At 75.6% G+C, this 22,193-nt stretch carries 16 protein-coding genes; 8 read left to right on the top strand and 8 right to left on the bottom strand.

Going from position 1 to position 22,193, the window contains the following annotated elements; translation table 11 throughout:
* From BUE45_RS28775 to BUE45_RS28765, 3 genes are all read right to left on the bottom strand, one after another.
* A partial coding sequence (locus BUE45_RS28775) for a DUF6542 domain-containing protein (protein WP_342746059.1) occupies nucleotides 1-381 on the bottom strand: 381 nt, incomplete at its 3' end.
* A 281-nt stretch (nucleotides 382-662) separates the two neighbouring features.
* Nucleotides 663-1,919 carry a DNA recombination protein RmuC gene (locus tag BUE45_RS28770; RefSeq protein WP_073384066.1) on the bottom strand — a complete coding sequence of 419 codons (1,257 nt, stop codon included), beginning with the start codon at nucleotides 1,917-1,919 and terminating at the stop codon, nucleotides 663-665.
* 220 nt (nucleotides 1,920-2,139) lie between these two features.
* Nucleotides 2,140-3,150, bottom strand: coding sequence for a LacI family DNA-binding transcriptional regulator (locus BUE45_RS28765; RefSeq protein WP_073384065.1), 1,011 nt, complete (start codon nucleotides 3,148-3,150; stop codon nucleotides 2,140-2,142).
* Between the two features lie 207 nt (nucleotides 3,151-3,357).
* On the opposite strand from BUE45_RS28765, the gene BUE45_RS28760 reads away from it, so the two are divergent.
* Nucleotides 3,358-4,056, top strand: coding sequence for an alpha/beta fold hydrolase (locus tag BUE45_RS28760; RefSeq protein WP_073384064.1), 699 nt, complete (start codon nucleotides 3,358-3,360; stop codon nucleotides 4,054-4,056).
* Nucleotides 4,057-4,132: 76 nt separating this feature from the next.
* Here the strand turns inward: BUE45_RS28760 and BUE45_RS28755 are convergent, their stop codons facing one another.
* Nucleotides 4,133-5,074: an FkbM family methyltransferase gene (locus BUE45_RS28755; RefSeq protein WP_073384063.1), complete on the bottom strand. Its 942-nt coding sequence runs from the start codon at nucleotides 5,072-5,074 to the stop codon at nucleotides 4,133-4,135.
* 282 nt (nucleotides 5,075-5,356) lie between these two features.
* On the opposite strand from BUE45_RS28755, the gene ychF reads away from it, so the two are divergent.
* On the top strand, nucleotides 5,357-6,448 hold the full coding sequence (ychF, locus tag BUE45_RS28750) for a redox-regulated ATPase YchF (protein ID WP_073384062.1): 1,092 nt from the start codon (nucleotides 5,357-5,359) through the stop codon (nucleotides 6,446-6,448).
* Nucleotides 6,449-6,770: 322 nt separating this feature from the next.
* Here ychF and BUE45_RS28745 read toward each other — a convergent pair whose 3' ends face one another.
* Together BUE45_RS28745 and BUE45_RS28740 are read right to left on the bottom strand one after the other, a co-directional pair.
* On the bottom strand, nucleotides 6,771-7,310 hold the full coding sequence (locus BUE45_RS28745) for a hypothetical protein (protein ID WP_073384061.1): 540 nt from the start codon (nucleotides 7,308-7,310) through the stop codon (nucleotides 6,771-6,773).
* 200 nt (nucleotides 7,311-7,510) lie between these two features.
* Nucleotides 7,511-8,194, bottom strand: a complete 684-nt coding sequence (locus tag BUE45_RS28740; RefSeq protein ID WP_073384060.1) for a lysoplasmalogenase — start codon at nucleotides 8,192-8,194, stop codon at nucleotides 7,511-7,513.
* Between the two features lie 361 nt (nucleotides 8,195-8,555).
* On the opposite strand from BUE45_RS28740, the gene BUE45_RS28735 reads away from it, so the two are divergent.
* The 3 genes from BUE45_RS28735 (at nucleotide 8,556) to BUE45_RS28725 (ending at nucleotide 13,676) form a co-directional block, all read left to right on the top strand.
* A complete protein-coding gene (locus BUE45_RS28735) occupies nucleotides 8,556-9,506 on the top strand; it encodes a conjugal transfer protein (RefSeq protein ID WP_073384059.1) in 951 nt (316 codons plus the stop codon).
* A 72-nt stretch (nucleotides 9,507-9,578) separates the two neighbouring features.
* Complete coding sequence (locus BUE45_RS28730; protein ID WP_073384058.1) at nucleotides 9,579-9,887, top strand: hypothetical protein; 309 nt, start codon at nucleotides 9,579-9,581, stop codon at nucleotides 9,885-9,887.
* 18 nt (nucleotides 9,888-9,905) lie between these two features.
* Nucleotides 9,906-13,676, top strand: a complete 3,771-nt coding sequence (locus tag BUE45_RS28725; RefSeq protein WP_073384057.1) for a conjugal transfer protein — start codon at nucleotides 9,906-9,908, stop codon at nucleotides 13,674-13,676.
* Between the two features lie 66 nt (nucleotides 13,677-13,742).
* On the opposite strand, the gene BUE45_RS28720 is transcribed toward BUE45_RS28725, so the two are convergent.
* A complete protein-coding gene (locus BUE45_RS28720) occupies nucleotides 13,743-14,609 on the bottom strand; it encodes a phytanoyl-CoA dioxygenase family protein (RefSeq protein WP_073384056.1) in 867 nt (288 codons plus the stop codon).
* Nucleotides 14,610-15,160: 551 nt separating this feature from the next.
* On the opposite strand from BUE45_RS28720, the gene BUE45_RS28715 reads away from it, so the two are divergent.
* The 3 genes from BUE45_RS28715 to BUE45_RS28705 all read left to right on the top strand — a co-directional run bounded on the left by BUE45_RS28715 (nucleotide 15,161) and on the right by BUE45_RS28705 (nucleotide 19,857).
* Entirely contained in the window at nucleotides 15,161-15,820 is a 660-nt protein-coding gene (locus BUE45_RS28715) for an HNH endonuclease family protein (protein ID WP_073384055.1), read from the top strand.
* 252 nt (nucleotides 15,821-16,072) lie between these two features.
* Nucleotides 16,073-18,538, top strand: coding sequence for an ATP-binding protein (locus tag BUE45_RS28710; RefSeq protein ID WP_073384054.1), 2,466 nt, complete (start codon nucleotides 16,073-16,075; stop codon nucleotides 18,536-18,538).
* Nucleotides 18,539-18,819: 281 nt separating this feature from the next.
* Nucleotides 18,820-19,857, top strand: a complete 1,038-nt coding sequence (locus BUE45_RS28705) for a hypothetical protein (protein WP_073384053.1) — start codon at nucleotides 18,820-18,822, stop codon at nucleotides 19,855-19,857.
* A gap of 350 nt (nucleotides 19,858-20,207) precedes the next feature.
* Here BUE45_RS28705 and BUE45_RS33950 read toward each other — a convergent pair whose 3' ends face one another.
* Nucleotides 20,208-22,181 carry a serine/threonine-protein kinase gene (locus BUE45_RS33950; protein ID WP_073384052.1) on the bottom strand — a complete coding sequence of 658 codons (1,974 nt, stop codon included), beginning with the start codon at nucleotides 22,179-22,181 and terminating at the stop codon, nucleotides 20,208-20,210.
* Between the last annotated feature and the right edge of the window lie 12 nt (nucleotides 22,182-22,193).

Genomic DNA, 22,193 nt, shown 5'->3' with positions numbered 1-22,193 from the left:
CGCGACGAAGAACGCGATGGGCGGGCTGACCGACAGCGACAGCAGGTCGCCCGGCCGGACCAGCGACACCGTCAGCAGGCAGGCGAGGGTGAAGGCGATGCCCGGCGCCGCCGACAGGTCGGCCACGTGCGCGATCACCGTTCCGGCGACGCTGAACAGGGCGATGACGAGGACGCCGCCGCGGCCGGTGAGCCGGGCGGTGCCCGCCCCCGGCCCGGTCCTCGGGGTGGCGGGGTGCGGCCCGGCCGCGCCGCCGGGGTGTCCGGCGGGTCGTGCGGGCGCTGGCTTCCGGTTCTTCGACGCGGTGCGGGTGCGGCCGTCGGGCCGCACGAAGTACGGTGCACGCCCGGGTTCCGGGCCTTCCGTCTTCCGCGGGGGCATGGCCGTTCGCCTCCCAAGTGTGTTACTCACAGTGTTTAGTGTGTCACTTCTCGTGAGCGTTCGGTGTCTTTTCCGGGGAACGTGTCGTCATTTCGTCTACTTGCCCCTTCCGTGCCGAACACGCCTTCCTCCCGTTGGACACCGGGATGGGGTGCCGCGGTTCACTCGGGTCGCGTATGAAGTGTCCGCATTCGTCCCGCGGGTCGCCGGAAGCGCCCCCCGGCGGATTTCTTTCGGCCGGGAGCGGTCATTACGGTCTGCCGGGACGGGGATCCGCCTATTCAGGTCACTCCGTTGTGGCCGTTGTTTGTCAGCCGAATAGCCGCCTCCTCGGCCAGCTCCGGCGCCGCGACCGTCCGCGGCAGGTCCTCCACGCCGCGCGGCCGGTCCAGGTCGCCGTCCACCAGGCCCAGTTCCCCGAACCGGCGGGCCGTCACCAGCACCCGGTTCTCCAGCGAGCCCACCGTCTGGTTGTAGGAGGACACCGTGCGCGACAGCGCCCGGCCCAGCCCCTCCACGTGCCCGCCCAGCGTCGACAGCCGCGCGTGCAGCTGCCGGCCCAGCTCGAACACCTCCCGCGCGTTCCGGCTCAGGGCCTCCTGCTGCCAGGCGTACTGCGCCGTGCGCAGCAGCGAGATGAGCGTCGTGGGCGTCGCGATGTGCACCCGCCGGCCCATCGCGTACTCCAGCAGCCCCGGGTCGTGCTCCAGCGCCGGGGCCAGGAACGCCTCTCCCGGGATGAACAGCACCACGAACTCCGGGGCCGGGCTCAGCGCCGACCAGTAGGCCTTGGCCGCCAGCTGGTCCACGTGCGTGCGCAGGTGCCGGGAGTGCGCCCGCAGCCGGTCGCGGACCTGCGCCTCGTCCTCGGCGGCCACCGCGTCCAGGTACGCCGACAGCGGCACCTTGGAGTCCACGACGATGTTCTTGCCCCCGGCCAGGCGCACCACCATGTCGGGGCGGCGCGCCCCGTCCTCCACGGCCACCTGCTCCTCGAAGTCGCAGTGCGCGCTCATGCCCGCCAGCTCCGCGACCCGCCGCAGCTGCACCTCGCCCCAGCGGCCGCGCGCCTCCGGGCGGCGCAGCGCCGTCACCAGCGACCGCGTCTGGTCGCTCAGCCGCTCGGAGCCCTCGCGCACGAACTCGACCTGCTTGGACAGCTCCGCGTGCGCGGCGGCCCGGCCCGCGTCCGCCTCGCGCAGCTGGCGCTCGACCCGGTCCAGCATCTCGGTCAGCGGCTCCACCATGCGCTCCACCGCCCGGCGCCGCTCGTCCATGTCGTGCCCGGCCTGCGCGCCGACCGCCCGCAGCCGGCCCTCGGCCAGCTCCAGGAAGCTCCGGTTGGTCTGGTCCAGGGCCTGGGCGGACAGCGCGCGGAAGCGCTCGGCCAGCCGCTCCTCCATGAACTCGGCACGCTCCCGGGCCGCCTCGGCCTCCGCCCGCGCCTGCGCGCTCTGCCCCCGGGCCCACAGCAGGCCCAGGGCGACGCCCACCGCGATGCCGACGAGGAGTACCGCCATCAGTGAGAGGAGATCCATGGCGCCCTATGGTGCCAGCCCCCGCCCGGCCGGGTCCCTCCGCCACGCAGGACATCGGTGGCCAGGCCCATCAAGTCCGGCATGTCCCTCCCGCCGCACCGCGGGACCGGCCGCGGGAGGGCGGGGCCGGCCCGTCCCGGCGGTGTGCGGGGCCGCGTCCGCCCGGCGCGGTCCCCCGCGGCCCGGCGTGCGACTCGCGCGGTCCCCGGCGGCGTTCGGGTCAGGTGGCGCGGCGCACGGGCACCGGTGTCCACGGCGACAGGTGGACCTCGGCGCCCCCGGCGATCACCTCCGCGATGCGCAGGGCGGTCGCCGAGGAGCTCTCGCCGTCCATGCGCACACTGCTCAGCGCGGGGCGCAGCATGCGGCAGAGCACCAGGTCGTCGGCGCCGACCAGGCCGACCTCCTCCGGCACCCGCACGCCCGCGTCGAGCAGCGCGCCCAGCAGCAGCCCGGAGAACTCGTCGTTGTACCCGAACACGCCGCGGGGCAGGCCCTCCTCCCGCCAGCCGGCGACGACCTCCGCGGCGGACTCCGGCGAGTAGGCCATGTCGTGGACGCGCACCGCGGCGCCGGCCTCGGCCGCCGCCTCGCGCACGCCCTCCACCCGCTCCCCGCCCATCGCGCGCAGCGGCGGCCCGGCCGGCAGCACCGCGGCCAGGTCGCGGTACCCGCGCCCGGCCAGGTGGCGCCCCGCGGCCCGCCCGATCGCCCGGTGGTCCATGACCAGGGTGGACAGGCCCGTGCCCCGGGCCCGCTCCGGGTCCGACCCCAGGCCCACCACCGGGACGCCCCCCTTGGCGAGCAGCTCCACGCCCGCGCGGGTGAGCCGGTCGTCGTCGGCCAGGACCGCGGCCGGGCGCAGCGCCGCCCACGCCCGGGCCGCCTCCAGGCCCCGGTCCCTCTCCGCGCCGTACTGCATGAGCGTGTAGCCCAGGCCGCGCAGGGCGCGGGAGAGCCCGTGCAGGAACTCCGACGCCAGCGGGCCCTGCGCCGCGTCGGAGCGCACGTACAGGACCAGGTCGCGGGCGCCGGTGCGCAGGGAACGCGCGCCGGCGCCCGGCACGTACCCCATCTCGTCGGCGGCGGCGCGGACCCGCTCCCGGGTCTCCTCGGGGATGCGGGCCCCGCCCGGGGCGTCGTTGAGCACGTAGGACACGGCCGCGGTGGACACCCCCGCCCGGCGGGCGATGTCGCCGATGGTCGCGGGCCGGGGGCGGGAGGAGGTCATGCGGCCATCCTGCCCTGTCCCGCCCCGCGCCGGGCGGGGAGGCGGTCCGCCCCGCCGACCGGAGGAAAGCTGCGCGGGCGCGACCGCTTCCGGTCATTTCCTTCTCGGCCCCCGGATTGTCCGAGAGGCTGAGATGACCGCCCCGGGCGACCGGTCCTCTCCTTCGCCGGTGCCGGAGCGGTTCTGCACCCCCTCGCAAGGAGTCCCATGAACCTGGAGACCTACACGACAGGCACCGGAGAGACAACGGCCCTCCTCGTCCACGGCGCCGGCGCCGGGGCGGGCACCTGGCACGCCCTGGCACCCGCCCTCGTCGAGCGCGGCTACCGCGTGGTGTCCGTGGACCTGCGCGGCCACGGGCGCAGCCCGCGCGGCGGCTACAGCGTCCAGGCGCTGGGAGACGACCTGGCGGACTCCCTGCCCGCCGGGGCCGACCTGGCCCTGGGCCACTCCGTGGGAGGCCTGGCCCTGGCCCTGGCGGTGGAGCGGCTGACGCCCCTGCGCGCCGTCTACCTCGACCCGGCGTTCCGGATGCCGCCGCTGCCCGCCGACGCGGGCGAGCGCATGCGCCGGGTGTTCGAGACCGCCGACGCCGCGCACGTGCGGGTGATGAACCCGCGCTGGAGCGACCTCGACGTCGAACAGGAGCTGGCCGGGTTCGCCGCCTGCGACCCGGAGTTCTACACCTTCGTCGCCGCGGAGGTCGCCGGGCGCGACCTGCTCCCCGACAAGGCGCACGTGCCGTCCCTGGTCCTGCGGGCCCGGGACGCCATCACGGTCGACGGGCGGGCCGCCGCCGAGCTCGCCGAGCGCGGCTTCGACGTGCACCAGGTCGCGGGCGCCGCGCACTGCATCCACCGCGACAACCTGCCCGGCCTGCTGGCCGAGCTGGACGCCTGGCTCTGACCGCCGCCCGGGCACCGGCCCGGGGGACGGGGCCCGCGGGGGCGGCGGAGGGTTCCGCCCCCCGGACCGCCCGGCCTCAGGTACAGGCCGCCAGCGCCCCGCGCCAGGTCCGCGCCGCCGCCCAGAAGTCCTCCCCGGCGGGTTCGGGGGCGAACAGCCACGTGCGCTCCCAGGCGGGGGACTCCCGGGCCGCGATCTCCCGGTGCGCGGGGTAGGGCGGTCGCCCGCCGACCGCGTACCACGTGTACTCCAGCGGGTCGAGCAGGGCCATCAGCCGCTCCTCCAGCCCCCGCCCGGGACGCACCTTCACCAGCAGCCACGGCCGGAACCGGCGCAGCACCTCCAGGCCCCCGGCCACCACGTCCGGTTCGGTGCCCGCCGTGTCGATCTTCACGACGGCCGGGGAGCAGGCCGCCGACTCGCACCAGCGCGACAGGGCCGCCGCCCGCACGGTCGTCCCCGACAGGTCGTGGCGCCGGGGCCGCTCGATCGTGTTGCACATGTCGTTGTGCCGGGCCCGCCGCAGGTAGGCACTGCCGTTGTGGTTGCTCAGCGCCGCCTCCACCACCGTGAAACCCAGGCCGGTCGCCTCCGCCGCGCTCCGGGCCGCCACGGCGATCTCCGGGGTCGGCTCGAACGCGAACACCGGGCGCCGCGACCGCGCCGCCGCCAGCATCGCGTACACCCCGACACCCGACCCCACGTCCAGCACCGCGCCCGGGCGGGGGAGGTCGAGCGCGGCCAGGAAGCAGGCCAGGCCGTCCGGCCCGTGCCCGGCCAGCCCGTGGGCGGCCAGCCTGCGCGGCACCGTCAGGTAGCCGGGAAGGTGCAGCTCCAGCTCCCGCGGGCCGCCGTCCCCGCCCTCGGGCAGGGCCAGCGTGAAGGCGCGGATCCACGGCGCCACCCGGTCCGCGTCCAGGCCCCCCATGCTCCGCGGCAGCCGGACGCGCAGCCGCCGGGCCGCGAACCGCACCAGTGGGTAGCGGCGCACGATCTCGCGCAGTTGGTCGGTGACCATGTTCTCCCCCAAGGGACGGGGCCGCAGGCCGGGCGGTCGTCCGCGCGCCGCCCTCCGCGTGCCGCGCGCGGTCCCTCCCGCCGCCGTGACCCGCGGCCGCGGCTCGCGGGTCCGGAGAGCGGGGAAGGCGCCGGCGGATCGGACACCTCCCGCCCCGGCCCCCGGCGACATGAGACGAACCTACTGTGCGTAGCGGTCCCTGCGCAGCGTGTTCGGGCGATCGTTTCCGCTTTCCGCCGCGGCGGACCGTCCGGCCCGCCGGTCCGCATAGACTCTCCCCTTGTGAGTCTGTCTATCGGGATCGTGGGACTGCCCAACGTCGGCAAGTCCACCCTCTTCAACGCGCTGACCAAGAACGACGCTCTGGCCGCGAACTACCCGTTCGCCACCATCGAGCCCAACGTCGGAGTCGTCGGCGTGCCCGATGCACGGCTGGGCAGGCTCGCCGAGATCTTCGGCTCCGCCAAGATCCTCCCGGCGACCGTCGACTTCGTCGACATCGCGGGCATCGTGCGCGGCGCCTCCACGGGTGAGGGCCTGGGCAACAAGTTCCTCGCCAACATCCGCGAGAGCGACGCCATCTGCCAGGTGATCCGGGCCTTCGAGGACCCCGACGTCACCCACGTCGACGGCGACGTCGAGCCCTCGCGCGACATCGAGACCATCAACACCGAGCTGATCCTGGCCGACCTCCAGACCCTGGAGAAGGCCCTGCCGCGCCTGGAGAAGGACGCCAAGCGCAACGCCAAGGACAAGGACTCCCAGGAGCTGCTGGCTGCGGCCCGTTCCGCCCAGGAGATCCTCGACGGCGGCACCTCGCTGTACGCGGCCGGGGACCGGGACGTCGACCTGGCCCGGCTGCGCGAGCTGAGCCTGCTCACGGTCAAGCCGTTCATCTACGTGTTCAACCTCGACAGCGGCGAGCTGGCCGACGAGGCCGTGCGCGCCAAGCTCCAGGAGCTGGTCTCGCCCGCCGAGGCGATCTTCCTGGACGCCAAGATCGAGGCGGAGCTGGCCGAGCTGGACGAGGACGAGGCCCAGGAGCTGCTGGAGTCCATGGGCCAGACCGAGTCCGGCCTGGCCCAGCTGGCCCGCGTCGGGTTCGACACCCTGGGGCTCCAGACCTACCTCACCGCCGGGCCCAAGGAGGCCCGCGCCTGGACCATCAAGAAGGGCGCCACCGCCCCGGAGGCGGCGGGGGTCATCCACACCGACTTCCAGCGCGGCTTCATCAAGGCCGAGGTGGTCTCCTTCGACGACCTGGTCGCGGCGGGCGACATGCAGTCCGCCCGCTCCGCGGGCAAGGTCCGCATGGAGGGCAAGGACTACGTGATGGCCGACGGCGACGTCGTGGAGTTCCGCTTCAACGTGTAGGCGCGGTGCGCGGGTCGGCCGACGGAGCGCGCGGGGCCGGATCCGGGGATCCGGCCCCTTTCCCTTTCCCCGGCCGGGGCGGGCCGCCCGGCGCGGGGCCGCCACGGCATCGCCGCCCCTCCACCACCCGGGAACCGGAGTCGCGGACGAGGGCCCCGCAGGGGGCGGCCGGCAGCAGCCCGGCGGAGACCGCCTGGAGGAGGGCCGGGGCCTGCGCGGCGGGCGGCGCTCCGCGCACCGTCCCTTTCCGCCGCCGATCCCGTCCGCGTCACCGGGGGCACCCCGCCGCCCGTCACCGCCTGATCCGTCCGCGGCCCCCTCGTCACCGGGGCGTCCGACCGCCGAAGGGCATCGGCTCGTAGCGCCCGTCGTGCCCCACGGGCGCCGGCAGGAAGCCGGGCACCGTCCGCCGTGCCGCGGCGAACAGCCGCTCCCGCGCCTCCTCCGGGCTGAGCGCGGGCAGGTCCAGTGCCGCGCGGATCCGCTCCCGGGCCTCGTCGAGGCCGGGGTGGTCGGCCCGGAACTCCTCCTCCAGTTCGTCCAGGGGGTGGCCGCCGAGCGCGTCCTGCCAGGAGGCCGACGCGGTGACCACCGCCAGCGCCTCCGCCAGGTCCGCGGCCACCAGGGTCGCCTGCCCCTCGGAGCCCGCGTACAGCACCGGCCGCCGCGTTCCGGGCGGCCCGCACAGGAAGTAGGTGCCGCCCGCCGCGCACCCGGCCACCGGGGTGGGCCGGGACCCGTCGGGCAGTTCCAGCTCCTCCACCGGGTCCAGCCGGTTCGCGTCGAAGTCCCCGACCAGGTCCAGCGCGGACCGCAGCGCCCCGTCGTTCCGTATGCGTTCCAGCACGCCCTCTTCGTCCATACCGCGGACCCTAGACCGACCCGCCGACACCTTTGCGGCCGCACGAGATCCCACCGCCCCGGAGCACACGGCCCCGGTGTCCGAACCGACGACGGAACCGGCCGGGCGGCCGGCCACGGACGACGACGGTCACCGCGGCCCCTCGGCCGCCGTCCGCCCGTCGGAGGCGCGGCCCGCGCGGACCGGTCCGCGCCGCGGCCTCAGGCCGGGGCCTCCCCGGCGGGCGCGCGGTCGCGGGCCAGCGCTCCGAGCACGATGAGCGCCTGGGCCGCCGTGTACGCCAGCATCACCCAGAACCCGCTCAGCGGCAGGTCGAAGCCGGGGCTGAACGCCCGCAGCGCGATGAGTCCGTCCGACAGCAGGAACAGTGCCCCGCCGACCGCCGCCCACCGGTGCACCCCCACCGCCAGCACCGCCATGGCCCCCAGCAGCAGCCCGTACACCAGCACCGGCACCAGCAGCGGGCCCGCCCCGGGGGCGCAGAGCGCGACCAGTCCGGCGACGACCACCGCATAGGGCACCAGCAGGGTCCGGTTGGACCGCAGCGGGCTGCGCCCCCACCAGGGCGCGAACGCGGTGATGTACACCGCCTGCGCCACCGCGAAGAAGCCCACCATCACCAGGAACGCCGTGTCCTGCGACGCCAGCGCCGGCGCGGTGTCGCCCAGCCAGGAGAAGAACAGCGCGACCGCGGCCAGGCGCACCAGGCGCCCCCGCGGGCGCGGGGCGGCCGTCCAGGCGAACGCCGCCAGCAGCGGCATGAGCAGCGCCTGGGTGGGCCGCGACCAGGCCTCGGCGCCGACCGCCTGCACGGCGAGGTGCACCACCGATACCAGGATGAAGAGGGCGAGAAAGAGACGGGGGAGGGTCTCGCGGGGGATCATCGGGCCATCATAGGCGCGCCCGTCACACCGCCCCCAGGGGAGACCCCGGTCACAATCGGGCGGCCGTTCTCTGTCCGGGCGGACACATGTTGCTCTCCAGCGGGTGACTAATCCATTTTCGGGCCGACCAGAAAGCGGGGAGCGGGGACAACAGTCAGCAGACTTCGTCTGCTTATTGTCGTATTGTTCCCCTTTTGAGAACTTCGACTGTTGCGCCCAAAGCGCGCACGGCGGGGAAACGCGGAGCGCCCATGCCCCCGCCCAACCCGCACAATGCCTCACTATAGGGATGGGGTAGACAAGGGCATGGCGGATACGCCGTCCGCACGGGCGGCGAGGAACTGTGTGCAGGAGGTCGGGGATGGCGAACGCACCACGGCGCGGTGCCGCCGTGCGCGAACGGCACGAGGAAGCGGAGCACGAGGCGCCGCCGCCCCGTCGGCGCCCCCGCTCCGGGGCCGGCGGCCGCTGGTGGGTCGGGGTGGGCCGCGTCCTGCTCTGGGCGTTCCTCCTCGTCGTCATCTTCAACGGCATCTGGTTCCCCCTGCGCGGCGGCCTCGCCCTCCCCGCCGCCGACCCCGAGCCCGAGCAGGCCGGCGCCCCCGCCTTCCCCGAGACCTCGGCCGCGGGGTTCGCCCTGCGCTTCGCCGACGCCTACCTCGCGACCGGCGACCCCGAGGCCCGCCGCGCCGCCCTGGCCGCGTTCGTCCCCGAGGGCGAGGCCGCGGCCCTCGACATCCCCGCGGAGGCGCTCGCGGGCGAGAACCTCGCCGTCACCGCCATCGACGTCAAGGACGACAACAACGCCCTCGTGGTCGTCCGCGCCGACGTCAACGGAGAGCCCGCGAGCCTGGAGGTCCCCGTCTACTCCGACGGCGACTCCCTCGTGGTCTCCGGGCACCCGGCGCTGCTGGCCGCACCGGCCCGCGCCTCCCTGCCCGAGCGGGCCGCCTTCGACACCGACCCCGTCGCCGCCGAGCAGCTCGAAGAGGTGCTGACCGGGTTCTTCGGCGCGTACGCGCAGGAGCCCGGCCACCTCGACCGCTACGTCGAACCCGGCGTCACTATCGCCCCACTTCCGGCGAACACCCTGGAATTCTCACAACTGTCCGATACCACGGTGCCATCCCAGAGTTCGAACGGGGATGATGACGTACGAGAAGTGGCCGTCACCGTGCGGTGGGCCGTCCCCGCCCCCGAGGGGGAGGAGGCCGGGTCGCTGGTGCAGAGCTATCTGGTCACCGTCGTGGACTCCGGCAGTGAGTGGCACGTGCGTGACATCCAGGGAGCCCCCCACTCGTTCGGCGAGTGACGGGGCACGTAGGCAAGGAGACGAGAAGGACCATGCGCACAGCAGCAACGACACGGGGGGGCGGCGCCTGACATGCTCCCCCTGTTGTCCACCGCGGCCGACACCGTGACCGCGCTCGGCGGGGCCGACCCCTGGGTCCTGGCCGACTCGCAGGCCCCCGACACCGGAGGCCTCGCCGAGTTCCTGCGCGGCTTCTTCGGTCCGCTGTTCCTCGTCATCGTGTCCATCGTCGCGATCTTCTTCCTGTTCACCAGGGAGATCACGCGGTTCGCCCAGTTCATCATCCTGGCGATCTTCATCGGGATCGTCTTCTACGTCCCCGGCATCATCGAGGTCATCGCGGTGGCGCTCGCGCGAGCGATGGGCGTATCCACGGAGTAGGAGAGGGAGGCCGGGAACGTGGATCTGCCCACGTACACCAACATCTGGCGTATCGAGAAGCGGCTCTACAAGCTCTACGATTTCCGGCTGCCCATGCCGCTCCCGGTGGGCACCTTCGGTGTCGCCGTGGGCGTTTTCCTCGTCTGGGTGATCCTGCTCGGGATCCTCAACGCCCCCTTCGTGTTCGGCAACGGGTGGCACCTGGTGCTGTGGGTGGTGCCGCCCGGTGTCATCACGGTGCTGATCACCAGGCCGGTCATCGAGGGCAAGCGCCTCACCGAGCTCCTCCTGTCGCACGCCCGCCACCTCGCCGAGGCCCGGGTGTACACCCGGCTGGCGCCGGAGTACGAGCCCGCGGAGGTCCGCGTCTCGGTGCGCGTGTGGCACCGCGACCCGGAGGCGGGGCCGCTGCCGGTACCGCGCCGCCGCGCCGAGCGCGGTGCGGCGGAGCCCCGGCGGGTCGAGGAGGTGGAGGCCGCCGAGGTCCGGACCCCGCGTCCCGCCCCGGAGCAGGCGCCGCCGCTGCGCCGCGCCCGCGGGACGGGCCCGGTCCGCGCGCCCGAGCCCGCACCGGTCGAGGCCGCCGCCGAGTCCGTGGCGGCCGGGCCCGTCGCCGCCGGGGCCGTCTCCGCTGCCGGGCCCGTCGCGGCCCGGACCGCCGCGCCCCGATCCGAGCCGGCCCGCCCCGAACCCGTGCGCCCCGAACCCGTGCGCGCCCGCGCCGCGGAGGCCGCCGAGGCCGCCGAAGAGCGGGCCGGGACCACGGCCGCCCCGGTGGCCACCGTGACGGCCGTGGAGCGCCCGGCGGCCACCGGAGGCTCCCCGGACGCCGACGACGAGCGCGGCGGGGAGCGGGGGCCGGACGGCCGCCAGGGCATGGGCGTCCGCATGCTCAACTACTTCGGCTTCGCCCTGGACCGCACCCCGGCGGCCCCCGCCGACACGGGCCGGAGCGACTTCGAGGAGGGGTTCGCCGAACCCGTCTACGACACCGAGGGCGAGGCGGAGCGCGACACCGACGAGTGGTTCTCGCGCCTGCGCGCCTCCTCCGGGCACACCCCGGTCAACCTCAGCTCCAAGAGCGCCTACACGGTGGGGGACACCTCCGCGCTCAGCCGGGAGGAGGTGGCCGGGGCGTTCGGCGACGAGGACTCCGACGAGAACCCGGCGGCCCGGCGCCTGCGCGGCCGCACCCAGGGGATCCGGGTGACCCGCGAGCTGGAGGAGCGCCGCACCACCGGTGTGCCCGACGACGCCTCCGGGGCCGCGGAGGCGGCCGGGCCGCGCCGCAGGGGCCGGCCGCACGCCGCCCCGTGGGAGCTGGACGAGGCCGCGCGGCCGGAGGCGGAGCAGGAGGGGGAGGACGACGCGCCGGACTACGACGTGTCCGACTACGCGGCGCGCTACGCCGCCGCCTCGGGCCGCCCGGCGGCCAGGCCGACCTCGGCCCCCTGGCTCCCGCAGTCGGAGGACGGGGAGGGGGACCCGGCGCGCAGCGCCGAGGGCTCCCCGGCGGAGGCGGGCGCCGACGCGCCCGCCGCGGACGCGCGCCCGGCGGGTCCGGCGCGCGCGGAGGCCGCGGCCCCGGCGCGCCCGGTCCGGGAGGCCGCTCCGGCCCGCCCGGAGCGTTCCCCCGACGCCGGACGCTCCATTGGTGCGGGGGGTGTGCACCCGGCGGGTCCGACGCGCGCCGGGGCCGTCCCTCCGGCGCCTCCGGCCCGGGAGGCCGGGCGTCCCGCGCAGGCCGGGGACGCGCGTCCCGTCGGGCCGACCCGGGCCGACGCCGTCGCTCCGGCCGGGGCACCCGCCCCCGCCCCCGCCCGCGAGCCCGAGGAGTCCCGGCCCGACGAGGAGGCCCGGTCGCCCGGGGAGGCCGCCGTCCGCTCCGCGCGGGAGCCCGGCGAGACCACGGGTGACCGCTCCGGGGCCGACGCCGCCGCCCAGGACGGGGGCGACACCCCCGCCGCCCCCGCGGACGGGCCCCTCGCCGCCGCCAAGCCCTCGCTGGAGCTGGACCACGGGACCGGCGAGCAGGCCTCCATGCCCGTGCGCCCGCAGGGGCAGGAGGACCGCGGCCCCGAGTGGAACGAGCACATGACCGTGCTCGACCGCCACCTCAGCACCGCCGACACCCCCGCACCGCCCCGCCCCAAGTTCGCGGACGTCGTCCCCGAGCACGAGCGCGGCGCCAAGGACCCCGCCGAGTGGTTCGACGACGGGAAGAAGCGCCACCCCGACCAGCCCCGGGTCGGCGACAAGGGCAACCCCGTCATCCCGGCCGAGGAACTGCGCGAGAGCGCCGCGGAGGAGGCCCCGGCCGCCGCCAAGCCGCCCACCCAGCTCGACCACGGCACCGGTGAGCTCGCCGGGTTCGCCGAGGTCCGCCCGGCCCTGGAGCGCCGTACCGCGGCCGACCTCGAAGAGGCCGAGGCCGCCGCCCTGGCACGCCGCCGTCCCCAGCGCCGCACCCCGGCCGCCGCACCGGCCGAGGGCGGGGACCCCGCCCCGGTCAAGTGGAGCATGCGCGCCTCCGGAGCCCCGGACGCCGCAGACGGTCCCGGAGCCCCCGCCCCGGACCGGGACGCCGGGACCCCGGACACCGCGGCCCCTGACGCCGCCGCTCCGGACCCCGCCGTCCCGGACACCGCGGCCCCGGGCGCCCGGGACCCGCAGGACCCGGACCACGACCCGAACGACGGCATGTTCCACCGGGTGGCCCAGAACGCCCGCCGGATCGGCCGCCTCTTCGGCCAGCCCGCCCCCGGCGAGGAGCCCGAGCCGCCCCGGCGCGAGCCGCGGCCGGACCTCGAACTCGACCACGGCACCGGCGAGCAGGAGAGCCTGGGGGACACCCCGCACGGCTCTCCCACCGCCCCGGCCCTCACCCCGTCCTCCGCGGTGCGCACCGCGGCCCCGGAGCCGGCCCCGGCCGCGCACGCCGCCGACTCCGGCGGCACCCGCGGCTGGCGCCGCCTGGCCAAGGTCGTCACCGGCGGCGCCGCCCCGGTCCGCTCCGAGCTGTCCCCGGAGGACGTCGAGCGCCTGCGCGCCCCGCTGGACAACGCCCGCAGCCTGGTCGTCCTGGGCTGCACGGGCGGGGCGGGGCAGACCGTCACGACGCTGATGATCGGCCACACCCTGGCGGGCTACCGGGACGAGCGCATCGTCGCCGTCGACGTCAACCCCGGCCCCAACGGGCTCTCGCGCCGCATCGGCGCCCAGGCGCCCGAGACCCTCACCGCACTGCTGGCCAACGCCGACGCCATCGGCGACCAGGAGGCGATGAGCGCCTACACCGGGCGCACCCCGACCGGCCTGGAGGTCGTCCAGACCCTGGACGACCCCTACGTCCAGACCCTGGACGACCGCGACTACGCCCAGCTCACCGACCTGCTCGGCCGCTTCTACGCCGTCACCGTGCTGGACCCGGCGGCCACCGGGGTCGCCCGGGCCCTGCCCGCCGCCGACGGACTGGTCCTGGTGACGCCGGCCAACGCCGACGCCGAGCGCGCGGTCTCCATGACCTTCGACTGGCTCGACGGCAACGGGCACGCCGCCCTGCGCGCCAACTCCGTGCTCGTCGTCAACGGGGTCAGCAAGCGCAGCCTGCCGGACGTGGACGCCGCCGAGCGGGTGGCCCGCGGCCGCTGCCGGGCGATCGTCCGCATCCCGTGGGACGACCACCTGGGGTCCTCCTACACCCGCATCGACGTCGGTGCGCTGCGGGCCAGCACCAAGCGCGCCCACGGCGCCCTGGCGGGGGTCATCGTCGACAAGCTGCTCACCTGACCCGCCCCGGCCGCACGCACGACGGCGCCCCGCCCCCCGTTCCCGGGGGGCGGGGCGCCGGTGCGTTCACCTGCCCGCGGGGGTGAAGTCGCGCGAGGCGAGGAAGCCGGGCCGGGGGCCCTCGCCCCCGAACGGCTTCTCGCAGGCGTTCTCCACGCTGTTGTAGACGACGAACAGGCTCGAACGCGCCCAGGGCGTGATGTTGGCCCCGGCCGCGTACATGCAGTTGGCGTCCAGCGCGGTCACGTCGCCGGGGGCCGCCTCCAGCGTGTCGATGCCGTGCCGGTCGGCGAGGATCGTCAGCGTGCCGCGGTCGGGGGTGCCCGAGCGCCCGTGCTCCCCGTCCTCCAGGCAGGAGACGTAGGTGCGGTGGGACCCGGGGATCACCAGCGGCGCGCCGTTGTGCGAGTGGTGGTCGGTGAGCGCCACCGAGAAGCCGACGGCGCGCATGCGCGGCATGCCGTCCTCGGCGTGCCAGGTCTCGAAGTCCGAGCGCCAGTACAGCGGTCCGCCGCCGAACCCGGGGCGGTGGTCCAGCCGGCTCTGGTGCACGTACACGTCGGAGCCCAGCAGCTGGCGGGCGGGCTCCACCAGCCGGGGGTCGTTGACGAGGGCGTCGAACGCCCCGCTGACGCGGTGCACCTCGAACACGGAGCGCACGCCCCCGTCGGAGGGGTCCACCACGGCGCGCTCGTCGTCGCGCAGCCCGGGGTCGGCGACCAGCCGGTCGGCCTCGTCCAGGTGCCCGGCGGCCTCGTCCGGGTCCAGCAGGGATCCGAACCTGGTGTACCCGCGCCGGTCGTGCTCCTGGAGGCGGGAGTGGGAGAGGGGGCCGTCCTCGGCGGTGCCCCAGACGGTGGGGTCCCTCCGGTAGAGGAGTGCGGCCTCGGTGCCCTTACGGGTGGGATAGTCGTCCAGTGTCGGGAGATCCATCTGCAACGTCATGGCCGAACCCCTGTGCGGGGCGATCCTTTCGGTTCGGTGTCGCTGTCTCTTCGTTGGACGGTCCGTACGACATCCGAACGTAACAAACGCCGCGGGATCCGTTCCCCGGCGCTGCGCCCCGTCTGGTTTATCGGCTTTCATCCCGGGTAGGGTGGGCCTACTCTGGGGCGCCCGGCCGAAAGGCCAAGGGCGCCTTTCCCGTTCCCGCCGTCCTTTGGCGCGGCGTTCTCCCATGTGCCCCCGGCCCTTCGCGGACCCGCCACGACGCTTCGTGTCCGGCCCGGTCGCACCGTGTCCATCGCCGCAGGTCGCCGGGGAGAGGGGAACCGGTCAAACCCCTGCCCGCCCGCCCCCGCTTTTTTCCGTGATCCAGTTCACAGGGAAACGGTGCGGAGCCTGGTGCAAAGGGTCGTACCCGAATCGGGCCCGCCACACCGGATTCCCCGGGAATTCCCCTGGGGGGACTGGTGTGAAAGCGCGGTCGGCCCCACAGTGGTGGAGGTCCTTCCCTCGACCCGCTCAAGAGGAGAGAACAGAATATGACCCCCACCCCCCGCGGGCCGCGCGCCTTCCTGGCCGCGGTCTCCGCCCTCGCGCTGGCCGTCGTCATCGGCTGGGCGGCCCCCGCCGCCGCGGCGCACACCCTGCCCCCCGGCATCCCCTCCACCTCCGCCGCCCAGACCCAGCTCAACTCGCTCACCGTCGCCGCCAAGGGCCCCCAGACCGGCTACGACCGCTCCCTCTTCCCGCACTGGGCGGTGGTGGACAGCCCCTGCACCGCCCGCCAGCACGTGCTGGTCCGCGACGGCCACAACGTCGTCACCAACGCGGACTGCCAGCCCACCTCCGGCAGCTGGTACAGCTTCTTCGACGCCGTGACCTGGACGGGGGACGTCTCCCAGATCAGCATCGACCACATGGTCCCGCTCAGCGAGGCATGGAAGACCGGCGCCGCCTCCTGGAGCACGAACGAGCGCCGCGCCTTCGCCAACGACATCACCTCCCCGCAGCTGTGGGCCGTCACCACCTCCAGCAACAGCGCCAAGGGCGACAAGGACCCGTCCCAGTGGATGCCGACCAACACGGCCGTCCACTGCGACTACGTCAAGGCGTGGGTCAACGTGAAGCACCGCTACTCCCTGACCGTCACCTCTGCCGAGAAGTCCTCCATCCAGGGCACCATCGACAGCCGCTGCTGACGCGCACCGGCACGCGGCCCGCCCCGCCCCCGGGGCGGGCCGCCGCGCGTCCGGCCGGGCCGGGCCCGGATCCCGCGCCGGCCCCGCGGCCCGGGAGGGGACGTGGGACGACGCGCTTTCCGGCTCGCCGTAAAGCGTTCCGCTTCTACGGCCGGGGACCGATGCAGCACACTATGGGGGTGGCACAGGCACGGCCGCGCCCGCCCGCCGGGCGCACCCGCCGCGCGACGCGACCAGGAGGGGTGGCAGAAGATGGCCGGCACAAGGGGGACCCGCGGCTCGACCCGCCTCGCGGTCCGCTACTTCGACGACCGGGTGCTGTTCAGCGACAGCGAGGCGTGGGCGTACTTCCGGCTGCCGACGGTCTCCTACGAGTTCACCACCCCCGAGGAGCGCCAGGCGCTGGCCACCAACATCACCATCGCCCTCGCGGCGATCCGCATGAACGACGCCGAGGTCCACCTGCGCGTCGTCCACCGCACCTACCCGGCCGCCGAGTGGGCCACCCGCCTCGACGAGACCTCCGACTCCGGGCCCGGCTGGTACGACTACCTCGACGAGAGCTACCGCCACGTCTGGGCCAGGGACTTCTGGACCAAGGAGGTCTACCTCGGCGTCCGCCTGGGCCCGCGCAACCCCGGCGCCGGGCTGGGCCTGTTCTCCCAGTTCCTCGGCGCCTACCAGCGCACCGAGGAGGTCCTGGGCATCACCGACGACGCCGTGGACGACAAGGAGCTCGCCCGCTGGACCGACCAGTCCGAGCGCCTGGGGCGCGCCCTGGCCGCCAGCTCCCTGCACGCCCGCCACGCCACCGCGGACGAGATCGCCTGGCTCATCCGCCACTCCGTCACCGGCAGTTCCGAGGAGCCCCGCGCCTCCGCCACCGGCCGCCGCACGTGGGGGCGCGGCGAGATCGAGGCCCTGGTCGACGGCACCCTCCACAACGGCCGCTCCATGCTCCGCCTCGAACAGCCCTCCGGCTCCACCTGGACCGCCTTCCTCTCCTTCGCGCGCTTCCCCGACCTCATGCCCTTCCCCGACGGCGAGCCCTGGCTGCACCACGCCGACTCCCTGCCGTTCCCGGTGGAGATGTCCCTGCGGATGAAGCTCGTCCCGCCCGCCAAGGCCTCCAAGGACGTCGGCCGCAAACTCGCCCACGCCCGCGACATGGACGCCCACATCCGCGAGGCCGGGGTGGAGGCGCCCATCGCCCTGGCCGAGCAGATCGACGCCGCCCGCATGCTCGAACACGGCATCACCAAGGAGCGCCTGCCGTTCGTGTACGGCTGGCACCGGCTCATGGTGTCCGCGCCCACCGAGCGCCTCCTGGTCCAGCAGGTCGAGGCCGTCATCGAGCACTACCGGGACATCGGCATCGACGTCATCAACTCCACCGGGGACCAGTTCTCCCTCTTCAACGAATCCCTGCCGGGCGACCGCATCCGGCTCAGCGCCTACGCCCAGCGCCAGCCGCTGCGCACCATCGCGGGCGGCATGCCCACCGCCACCGTCGACGTGGGCGACCGCTCCGACCGCTCCGGCGACGGCTGGGTGGGCCCCTACGTCGGCGAGACCATCGGCCGGGCCCGTTCCATCGTCCACTTCGACCCGCTGGTCGCCGCGGCCCGCAACCGCCCCACCGCCATCGCCATCACCGGCGAGCCCGGCGGCGGCAAGACCACCCTGGCGCTGCTGCTCATCTACCAGCTGGCCCTGCGCGGCGTCACCGTCGCCGCCATCGACCCCAAGGGCGACGCCGAGTCCCTGGTGCAGCTCCTCCAGCGCCGCGGCCGCAAGGCCCGCATCATGTCCCTGGGCTCGGCCCAGCCGGGCCTGCTCGACCCGTTCGCCTTCGGCGACGACCTGGCCGCCAAGAAGACCATGGCGACCGAGACCCTGCGCCTGCTGCTCCCCCGCATGAGCGAGGAGCGCGAGTCGGCGATGATCCAGGCCGTGGCGGCGGTCGCCAACCAGCCCCGCCCCTCCCTGGCCAAGGTCGTCGACCACCTGTCGAACTCCTCCGACGCCGCCTCCCGCAACCTCGGCGCCGTCCTGGGCTCCATGTCGGAGATGCGGCTGGCCTCCCTGTGCTTCGACCCCCAGGGCGACGCGCAGATCGACACCGAGGGCTGGACCACCGTGTTCACCCTGGGCGGGCTCACCCTGCCCGACTCCGGCCTGCGCCGCGACGACTACTCCTACGAGCAGCGCCTGTCGGTCGCCCTGCTGTACCTGGTGTCGCAGTTCGCCCGCCGCCTCATGAACGGCCTGGACCGGCACCTGCCCAAGGCGATCTTCCTGGACGAGGCCTGGGCGGTGACCTCCACCCCCGAGGGCGCCAAGCTCGTCCCGGAGGTCTCCCGGATGGGCCGCTCCCGCAACACCGCGCTCATCCTGGTGTCGCAGAACGCGGGCGACCTCCTCAACGAGCAGGTGACCAACTGCCTGTCCTCGGTGTTCGCGTTCCGCTCCAGCGAACGCCACGAGGTGGAGAGCGTCATGGCCCTGCTGGGGGTGGAGACCACCGAGGACCACCTCGCGGTGCTGCGCAACCTGGGCAACGGCGAGTGCCTGTTCCGCGACCTGGACGGGCGGGCCGCCCGGATCGCCGTGGACCTGGTGTCGGAGGACCTGCTGCGCTGGCTGGACACCAACCCCACCCGCCGCAGACCGGGCGCCGACGACGGGGACCTGGTGGGCTCCACCCGCGAGCCCTGACGCGCACGCCGGGGGCCGGGGCGACGCGCCCCGGCCCCCGGCGTGCGGGGGCGTCCCGGAGGGCGGGCGGCCCGCGCCCCGGACAGCCCGGCGACCGGTGCGGGCCACCGCACGCCCGCGACCTGCGGCGGTCCCCCGGCGCGGCGGACACCCGGCAAGCTCCGCGCGCGGCCGGGTTCGGTGGGGTCGCGCGGTGGGCATCTCTTACCCTGTCGGGTTCCTCCCGTGACGCCCGATCACCGTCGACCGCCCCGCACCGACACGCTCACAAGGGACCGTCCATGAGTGAGGACGTCATCCGCCGGCCCAGACCCGTCATCGACCCCGCCCTGCCCGCCCCGCGGCGGGACGAGCTGCTCCGCGGGGCCGCCTCCCCCCGCACCCCCGTGCGGTGGCCCACAGGCGAGGCCGTCACCCGCCGCGCCCGCCTGCGCGAAGCCGCCGTCCACCTGCTCGCGGTCGGAGGCACGCTCACCCTGTCCCTGGCCACCGCGGGCTGGTACCTGGGCATGGCCATCGTCAACATCGGCCTCGTCGCCCACGTCGCCGCCCTCGCCCTGCGCGGCGACGCCCACCCCGCCACCCGCACCGCCGGGGTCGCGGCCGGGGCCGGGGCCCTCGCCGCGGGCCCGGTCTGGCTGCTCGACCTGCTGCCCGGGGACCCCTCCGCGGGCATCCCGTGGGGACTGTTCGCGGTCCTGGTCGCCCTGGTCACGATCGACGCCCTCACCTCCCGCGTCCAGGAGGGGCCGCCTGACGACGCCCCGGAGGGGGCCGTCGTCCACCCGGACGACCTCAGCGAGGCCGACCACGCGGCCCTCGCCGCCGTCCAGCACACCATCGACCTGGTCGAGCGCGCCCGCGACGCGTTCGGCGGCGGGGACTCACTCGACACCGACCGCGCCCTGGAGGTGCTGCGCGACCAGGAGTGGCGCATCGCCGTCCTGCTCGTCCGCCAGCGCGAGCTGCGCCGGGCCCACCTGCGCCGCTGGCAGCGCGCCGGCTCCCCGCGGGTGCGCGAGGCGCTGAGGCCCCAGCGCGAGCACCTGTGCGCGGTGGAGGACGCCGTGCGCGCCCGGGTCGGGCAGATCGCCGAGTACGGCCGCCTGGTGGAGCGGGCGGTGGAGGCCCACCGCGAGTGGGAGCAGTGCCAGGAGGCGGCCGACTCCACCGCCGCCTACGCCGAACACCGCGCCGCCGCGTCGTTCCTGGGGACGGGGTCCCCGGAGGTGTCGGAGCTGGCCGCCACCGCCGAGGCCGCCCGCCGGGTCCGCGACGAGCACGTCGACCGCCTCACCGGCCACGCCCTGCTCTTCTGACCGCAGCCGCCCCGGCCGTGCGCGGTACCGCCCCGGACGCCGCGGGCGGGCGGACCCGTCCTGTCCCGGGACCGGATCGGGGACGCCCCGGCCCGCTGGGCGGTGGGAGCGGGCCGGCCCGCTCCGGCCCCCCGGCCCGGGGGGCCCTGCCGGACGCCGCGTACGCCGACGCGGCGACCGGCCGCACGGGCTTCGTGGACTGCGCCGAACCCCTGAGCGGGGCCGCCGCGCGCGACCTCGTCCACCGGCCGACCCCGGTGGAGGGTGCCTTCGGGGTGTTCGCGGCGCGCTCGGGAGCGCTGGTCCAGATGGTGCGGCGGGAGGGGCCGCGGCCGTGGAGGGAGGACCCGTCAGCCGAACGACGCGCCCAGCCGGAAGTACGCCCGCGCCCTGGGCGGGAACAGCAGCAGGCCGCCGATCACCAGGTTGAACAGCAGCATCACCAGGTAGAACGACAGGTCCTCGGGCGTGTAGACGACCACGGTGAACAGGGTGAAGACCAGGGCCACCGACACCGCCACCTGCAACAGCACCACGAGCCCGTACACCAGCCGCGAGCGCAGCAGCAGGCCGACCACCGAGGCCGCCGACACCCCGCCCCACAGCGTGAGCAGGAGCGGCCCGCCCCAGCCGGCGAAGACGGTGCCCGAACCGCCGAGCGACAGCAGGGCCAGGGCCAGCAGGTACAGGCCGTTGAGCCCGAGCATCGCGCACGCCGCGACCACGGAGAACGACAGCCCCGGCGCGGGCGGCCGTCCGGGGCCGGGAACGGGAACACCCCCGGTGTCCGCGCGTCCGGGACCGTATGCGGCGGCCCGGTCGAACCGGACACCCGGACCCGGGTGGCCCGCCGGGGGGACGGGCGCGCCGGGCCGGGGGGCGTGCGGCGGCGGCACGGGGTACGCGCCGCGGCCGGTGTGGGCGGAGCCACCGCCCGTGCCGGGGTGGGCGGCCGGCCGGGGGCCGGTCGGGCCCCCGAACCCGCCGCTGCCGGGGGGAGCGCCGGTACCGGGCAGCGGCCGGGGGCCGGACGCCGTCGGCCCGGCCGGGCCCTGGGGCGCGCCCTGCGGCGGCCGGGCCGGATGGGGAGCGTAGGGGTTCTGCGGACCGCCCGCCGGATGCGGGGGGGTCGCGGGAAGGGGCGCCTGCGGCCCGGAGAGGGGATAGGGGGCGGGCGGCCCCGGCGGGTACGGTCCGGAGGGCGTCCGCGGCCCTGGGGCGGCGTACGGCCCCTGCGCGGTGTGCGGGCCCGAGGGCGTGTGCGTTCCCTGCGAGGTGTACGGCCCCGAAGGGCTCTGCGGGCCCGTCGCCGCCGGCACCGCTCCGGTCCCGGGGCCGGAGGCCGGTGCGCCGCCGCCCGTGGCCGGTCCCGTCGGACTCGCGGGGGCGGTGCCGTCGCCCTCCGCGCCGCCGTCGGCGGCACCGGCGTCCCCCGGAGCCCCGCCGCCCGCGGGGAGCGCGGCCGTGCCCCCGTCGCGGGCCCGTTCCTCCCGGGCCCGGTCCAGCAGCTCCAGCGCCTGCTCCGCCGTGGGCCGGGAGGACGCGTCGCGGTCGAGCAGTGCCCCGATCAGCCCGCGCAGCGGGGCCGCGGCCGGGTCGTCCGCCCCGCCCGGCACCGACAGCCGGGGCGGCATCGGCGCGGTGAGCACCGCGCTGATGATCCCGGTGACGCTCTCGCGCTTGAACGGGGAGCGGCCCTCCAGCAGCGCGTACAGGGTGACGCCCAGGCTCCACATATCGGAGGCGGGCAGCGCCCGCTCGCCCTCGAACCGCTCCGGCGCCATGTACTCGGGCGAGCCGATGTACACGCCGGTCTGGGTCAGCGCGGTGCTCCCGTCGACGTTCGCGATGCCGAAGTCGGTCAGCACCGTCCGGCCGTCCTCGGTGAGCATGATGTTGGCGGGCTTGACGTCCCGGTGGGTGACGCCGACCGCGTGCGCGGCCCGCAGGCCGCTCAGCAGCGACCGGGCCGCCTCCTCCACCCGGGCCGCGGACACGGGGCCGTCCTGGTCCAGGTGGTGCTGGAGCGACCGCCCGCTGAGCAGCTCCATCACGATCCAGGGGGTGCCCTCGTGCTCCAGGACGTCGTGGACCGTCACCACGGCGTTGTCCCTGATCCGCGCGGTCGCCTGCGCCTCCCGCAGGGTGCGCTCGCGCGCCTCGCCGCGGTCCTCGTCGCTCATGCCCTCGGGGAGGACGACCTCCTTGACCGCGACGTCGCGCTGGAGGGCGGGGTCCCAGGCGTGCCACACCGTACCCATCCCGCCTGCGCCGAGCGGCCCGCGCAGCTCGTAACGGCCGACGGAGGAGCGGGGTGTGGACATGGGGGCGCATCC

Origin of the sequence: Nocardiopsis flavescens (assembly GCF_900141985.1) — a bacterium.
Classification (GTDB): domain Bacteria; phylum Actinomycetota; class Actinomycetes; order Streptosporangiales; family Streptosporangiaceae; genus Nocardiopsis; species Nocardiopsis flavescens.
The sequence above is the reverse complement of the archived record's forward strand: the minus strand, read 5'-3'. Positions and strand labels throughout refer to the sequence as shown.

Excerpts from the sequence above, each read along its gene's own strand:
- BUE45_RS28770 (WP_073384066.1), bottom strand. The coding sequence starts at position 1,919 with ATGGATCTCCTCTCACTGATGGCGGTACTCCTCGTCGGCATCGCGGTG.
- BUE45_RS28765 (WP_073384065.1), bottom strand. The coding sequence starts at position 3,150 with ATGACCTCCTCCCGCCCCCGGCCCGCGACCATCGGCGACATCGCCCGC.
- BUE45_RS28760 (WP_073384064.1), top strand. The coding sequence starts at position 3,358 with ATGAACCTGGAGACCTACACGACAGGCACCGGAGAGACAACGGCCCTC.
- BUE45_RS28755 (WP_073384063.1), bottom strand. The coding sequence starts at position 5,074 with ATGGTCACCGACCAACTGCGCGAGATCGTGCGCCGCTACCCACTGGTG.
- BUE45_RS28745 (WP_073384061.1), bottom strand. The coding sequence starts at position 7,310 with ATGGACGAAGAGGGCGTGCTGGAACGCATACGGAACGACGGGGCGCTG.
- BUE45_RS28740 (WP_073384060.1), bottom strand. The coding sequence starts at position 8,194 with ATGATCCCCCGCGAGACCCTCCCCCGTCTCTTTCTCGCCCTCTTCATC.
- BUE45_RS28735 (WP_073384059.1), top strand. The coding sequence starts at position 8,556 with ATGGCGAACGCACCACGGCGCGGTGCCGCCGTGCGCGAACGGCACGAG.
- BUE45_RS28730 (WP_073384058.1), top strand. The coding sequence starts at position 9,579 with ATGCTCCCCCTGTTGTCCACCGCGGCCGACACCGTGACCGCGCTCGGC.
- BUE45_RS28720 (WP_073384056.1), bottom strand. The coding sequence starts at position 14,609 with ATGGATCTCCCGACACTGGACGACTATCCCACCCGTAAGGGCACCGAG.
- BUE45_RS28715 (WP_073384055.1), top strand. The coding sequence starts at position 15,161 with ATGACCCCCACCCCCCGCGGGCCGCGCGCCTTCCTGGCCGCGGTCTCC.
- BUE45_RS28710 (WP_073384054.1), top strand. The coding sequence starts at position 16,073 with ATGGCCGGCACAAGGGGGACCCGCGGCTCGACCCGCCTCGCGGTCCGC.
- BUE45_RS28705 (WP_073384053.1), top strand. The coding sequence starts at position 18,820 with ATGAGTGAGGACGTCATCCGCCGGCCCAGACCCGTCATCGACCCCGCC.
- BUE45_RS33950 (WP_073384052.1), bottom strand. The coding sequence starts at position 22,181 with ATGTCCACACCCCGCTCCTCCGTCGGCCGTTACGAGCTGCGCGGGCCG.